This is a genomic window from Mesorhizobium sp. P3_A8, from assembly GCF_056402995.1.
The window spans coordinates 1-4,764 of sequence record NZ_JBFUGI010000035.1; the positions used below are offsets into that span (position 1 = coordinate 1).

5 protein-coding genes and 1 pseudogene are annotated in these 4,764 nt (G+C 60.3%); 4 read left to right on the forward strand and 2 right to left on the reverse strand.

Going from position 1 to position 4,764, the window contains the following annotated elements:
• Window positions 1–109 precede the first annotated feature (109 nt).
• Window positions 110–1,171, forward strand: a complete 1,062-nt coding sequence (locus AC1DX4_RS34985; RefSeq protein WP_477224674.1) for an aromatic ring-hydroxylating oxygenase subunit alpha — start codon at window positions 110–112, stop codon at window positions 1,169–1,171.
• A 146-nt stretch (window positions 1,172–1,317) separates the two neighbouring features.
• Here the strand turns inward: AC1DX4_RS34985 and AC1DX4_RS34990 are convergent, their stop codons facing one another.
• On the reverse strand, window positions 1,318–1,929 hold the full coding sequence (locus AC1DX4_RS34990) for a TetR/AcrR family transcriptional regulator (RefSeq protein WP_477224675.1): 612 nt from the start codon (window positions 1,927–1,929) through the stop codon (window positions 1,318–1,320).
• A gap of 121 nt (window positions 1,930–2,050) precedes the next feature.
• Between AC1DX4_RS34990 and AC1DX4_RS34995 the strand changes: the two genes are divergently transcribed.
• On the forward strand, window positions 2,051–3,043 hold the full coding sequence (locus tag AC1DX4_RS34995) for an SDR family NAD(P)-dependent oxidoreductase (protein WP_477224676.1): 993 nt from the start codon (window positions 2,051–2,053) through the stop codon (window positions 3,041–3,043).
• Window positions 3,044–3,143: 100 nt separating this feature from the next.
• Window positions 3,144–3,890, forward strand: a complete 747-nt coding sequence (locus tag AC1DX4_RS35000; protein ID WP_477224677.1) for an SDR family oxidoreductase — start codon at window positions 3,144–3,146, stop codon at window positions 3,888–3,890.
• A 355-nt stretch (window positions 3,891–4,245) separates the two neighbouring features.
• Here AC1DX4_RS35000 and AC1DX4_RS35005 read toward each other — a convergent pair whose 3' ends face one another.
• Window positions 4,246–4,401 (reverse strand): hypothetical protein, encoded by a 156-nt coding sequence (locus AC1DX4_RS35005; protein WP_477224678.1) that lies wholly within the window; start codon window positions 4,399–4,401, stop codon window positions 4,246–4,248.
• A gap of 173 nt (window positions 4,402–4,574) precedes the next feature.
• On the opposite strand from AC1DX4_RS35005, the pseudogene AC1DX4_RS35010 reads away from it, so the two are divergent.
• Window positions 4,575–4,764, forward strand: a pseudogene (locus AC1DX4_RS35010) (IS30 family transposase); the annotation flags it as partial.

Below are 4,764 nucleotides of genomic sequence, written 5' to 3' on the forward strand. Positions count from 1 at the left end.
CTGCGTTAGAGCAAAATTGCACACCGGCTTACAGGCTGTGCGCAGCAAAGCCAAAGCCTTGCGATGTCGCCCCGCTTACGACAGGATTGCCGCAACTTGAGGTTAGCCTATGACGCCAGATACCTTGCGACCCGACCACCCGCCACTCGACACTCCGCCCGTGCAGTACCTGAACTTGGACCCGTCGTTTTATGTCCGCGATGATGTCTGGCAGCAGGAACGGAGCAGCATCTTCGCGCACACCTGGCAGTTCATGGGGCCTGTCGGCTCGGTCGCGACGTCCGGTCAATACCTTGCCATCGACATCGCCGGCACGCCGATCTTCGCCATCCGGGGCCGGGACGGGACCTTGCGCGTATTTAAGAACGTGTGCCGCCACCGGGGGGCGAAACTTCTGGCCGATGGCGCGGGCAAATGTGGGCTGATCGTTTGTCCCTATCACAAATGGTCCTACGCCGACACCGGACGGCTGGTGCAGGCCCCGTGGTATGGCAAGGATCCAGCAATCATCGCCGAGGACTGGCCGCTGGAGACGGTGCAGTTGTCCGAATGGCGCGGGCTGCTCTTCGCGGCACTCGACCCGAAGGAAAGTCTTCTGGATCAACTTGGCTCTCTGCCCGCCGAACTGGCGGACGAGCCGTTGGAGACCTATGCCGCCACCGATCAGGCCACTGTCAGCTTTGCGGCGAACTGGAAGATCTACACCGACAACTTCGTCGAGGGCTACCACATCCCTGGCACGCATCCGTCGTTCTACGCGGCCATCGACTTCGAAGCTTTCCAGACCACCGCTCATCCCGGTTATGTCCGGATGACCGCACCGCCAAAAGACGGCCTGTTCTATCGCGGCAAATGGCTTTGGATGTGGCCGAACTGGACGCTGTCGCTTTTCGATGGCGGCATGAACGTTAGCCGAATCAACCCGACCTCACCGCATCACACAGACCAGCACTACCATTTCTTCTTTGCCGACACCTCTGCTGAAGCATCCGAGAGCAGGGCGAAATCTGTGCAAGGCACCCTGGCCGTGGTACGCGAGGACTACACCATCTGCGCCGATACGCATCGAAACTATGCCGCAGGGGCCTATAGCTCCGGCCCGCTCTCGGGGCGGCATGAGCGGGGAGTGCAGTATTTCCAGGAACGGGTCGCTGCGGCGCTGGCGCTGTGACCGCCCTGGCGTCCCTGTCCGCCGGAGAGTGCTCCGGCTCGGCGCTGGCACGAGTGACCCCGGGGACTAAAAGGACGCCAAGAGTGACAAGGCGCCGACGGTGCGCTTAGGCATGAAGCGCCACATCAACCTTCTGTCGTCGCATTTCACCGCCTCGGCAGTAGGGCCAAGTCGGCCGCTTCCTCTGCGTCCTTGAGCAGCATCTTGCGCGGCATGCCCATCTGCGCACGCATCGTCAGACCGCGCGACAGGTCGAGGACCTGGCTCGCACGCGCGGATACCGGAAAGTCAGACGGTACCTCTGCCGTGCTGATTGCGTCGTAGAATCGCCGTTCCACCAGCGCCATGCCGCCAGCTACGGTGTCCTTGAGGAACTGCCGGACCTCGGCATCGTCCACGAGCGGCGCAACGCACAGCAGAAGACACCCCGGCGCTTGTCCTTCCTCCGTCGCACTTTCTACGGCGTGCCTTAGGAAGCCGGCGAGCGAATCGCGAAGGGTCGTCGGCGAGAAGAGCGCCTGCGCAGCGCGGGCGCCCTTCGCTTCGGCATAGGCCCGAAGGGCGCGCAGGAATATCGCCCGCTTGTCCCCGAAGACGGAATACAGGCTTGGCCGTCCCACACCCATGCCTGCGACGAGGTCGTCAATGGTCACTCCGTCGTAGCCTTTCGACCGGAATACCCGGGTCGCCTTTTCCAGCGCGTCCCTCTCGTCGAAGCTACGTGGGCGTCCACGAGGCCTATCAGCATTTTGAAACATTTAGTTCTAAATTCCTTGACCACTGTCTTTACACCAATATATAATCGAATAGTTCAAAAATGACAAGGCGGCCCCGAACCCGGGGACTCCTTCGACCTTAACCTTCACCAAGGAGCCGCCCATGAAACATTCGATCGTACTCGTCACTGGCGCAACCTCCGGGCTCGGTTATGCAGCAGCCCGCTCTCTTGCCGAAGAGGGCTGGAGCGAGGTCATCATCACCGGACGCAGCCTGGCTGGGGCCAAGGAAGCAGCCGCCAAACTCGCTGCGGAAACCAAACGATCAATCTTCACGCCGATGGAGCTGGAGTTGGACACACCGGCCAGCGTCCAGTCCGCGCTCGCCCAGCTGGTCAATCAAGGTCAGGCGATCGATTTCCTGCTGCTCAATGCCGGGATGGTCCCAGGTAAGAAGCGCGTGATCACGGCCGCCGGCATTGAGGCTTCTGAGGCTCCGCTGATAGGCCATCATCAACTGACTGTCGGATTGCTTCGCGCCGCTCTTCTCAGCCCCGACGCGCGGATCGTTATCACCAGTGCGGAGCCTGCCCGCGGGGGCGTTCCCATGTTCAAGTACACCGACCTGCCAGCCTTCGCGGCCAAAAGTTTCCAAGGTAACCGAACCGCCGCTGTTGAAGCCCTGATTCGCAACGGTCCGAACGTGAAGTATTCGCCCAACAATGCGTATGCCGACGCGAAGCTCATCATCGCTTGGTGGGTCGCGGCGCTGGCGCGCAGGCTACCCTCCGGCATGGCCGTCTACGCTGTCTCGCCCGGTGCGTCGAACGCCACCAACGTGGCGCGAAACGCTGGCTTCTTGGTGAGGTATCTGATGATTCCGATCGTGAACCTCATTCCCGGCATGAATCAGGCGCCGGAGGTCGCGGCCGATCGATACCTCCAGGCGTCAGAGTTCGGAACCGACGTTTCAGGGCAATTCTTCGCCTCGGCTCAAGGGAAGTTCTCGGGCCCAATGGAGGTGCAGCGACAACCACACCTCCACGATCGCGCCAGCCAGGAAGCTGCGTGGCTCGCCGTCGTCAAGGTTTCCCGCGTCGACTTGTCCAACCAAGCACCCTTGCGCCCACAGGACCCTAAAAAGGTTTTGTACTAAATAGTTCAAAACTTTCTTGACCGTGGTCTTTGCGCCGTATTATCATACAAAGCAGTTCAAAAATATATTGACGACGCTTGGCGTCGCAGGGAGAGTACGCATGGAACGATACCAAGATAAAAAAGTAGCGATTATCGGCGGCACGAGCGGCATGGGGCTTGTGACAGCGAAGAGGCTCCTCGAGGGCGGCGCGCGGGTTCTGGTGACGGGTCGCTCGCAGGCGGGTCTTGAATCAGCACGGAAAGAGCTTGGGAAAGACGCCATCGTGGTTTCGAGCGACGCGCGGTCGTTGACCGACATCGACGCCCTCGCCGCTCAGGTGAAGACCGAGTTGGGCACCATCGACCTGCTTTTCGTCAACGCCGGTTTCAGCACTCCAACGCCTTTCGCGGGCGTAACAGAGGCCATCTACGACGAGATGTTCAACCTCAACGCCAAGGGACCGTTTTTCGCGGTCCAGAAGCTCGCGCCGCGGATCAATCGGGGCGGCTCAGTCGTCTTCACGACCTCTGTCGCCAACGTCAAGGGACTGCCCGGGCAGGCGACCTACGGAGCCGCCAAGGCTGCGCTGCGATCGTTCACCCGGGTGCTTGCCGTGGAGCTTCTTTCCCAGGACATCCGCGTCAATGCGGTGTCGCCCGGTCCCATCGACACTGGCATCCTCGACAAGGTGTTTCCCACGGAGGAGATGCGGGCCCACGTGAAGGGGCACACAATCGGCATCATCCCGATGAAGCGCTTCGGCACTTCAGAGGAGATTGCGAAGGCCGTCCTCTTCCTCGCGTTCGACGCGACCTTCACGACCGGTCTTGAGATTCCGGTCGACGGGGGTTGGTCACAACTCTGAAGGCATCATCGACTACAAGCTGCGTCGCGGACAGTCTTCAATGTCTCTGCATGGCAGCCTGAATAGGCGCGTGTCCCAAAGGCCCGCTTGCAGCGCCGGAAATCGCACGTGGACGCTCTGCCACGATGGCGACAACGTCCGGATTTGTGCCGCCGCAAATCTGAGCTGAAGGTCCGATATGAGGCGCATAGCTGTCCGGAGTTTTGAAACCGAAAGTAAACAGTTTTTGCTCGTGAGCGCTGATCTTCGCGCACCGCGCACCCCGAGAAATCTAATTTGCAGGCAACTCCTCAAAACGAGAGAATGGCTACTGCTTCCGTAGGTTTGCGGGCAGGTCAGTACGCGAGTGGCAGCGCTACTTCCCTCGCTTTTCAATCTTGAGGTTTGGGAGGTCGGGTCGCTTGGATTTTAAGCCGGCCTCCTTCAAGGCCGTGTATCCCACCTTTTTGAGGAGCTTCTCTGTTTTGCCGCGCTCCTGGTTGAGAGCGCTCTCACCTTTGGCCTTGGGCATCCATCCGTCCTCCCTTTGGTTTGTTGTCGTTCGCCAGCAAATAAGATTGCAAGCGCTATCGCGCGCGATGTCAGCTTGAGGCTGTGGCAGAGACTACGTCAATGACCGAAATCAGGCGGTGGGTTCAACCGGTCGTCGCAACACCTTTAATCTGAGAGGATGGGAGGTGTCGCATGGTGACGTCGCGGATCTGGTTTACGTCAGAACAGAAGGCCGAGCTCTGGGATCGATGGAAGCAAGGCCAGAGCATTTCGTCGATCTCGCGCGCACTTGAGCGCCGGAACAAGGGCGGCGTTCAGCGGATCGTATCCTTACACGGCGGCATTGCTCCGTCAGCAAGGCGTAGAGCGGCCTCGGCGCTCG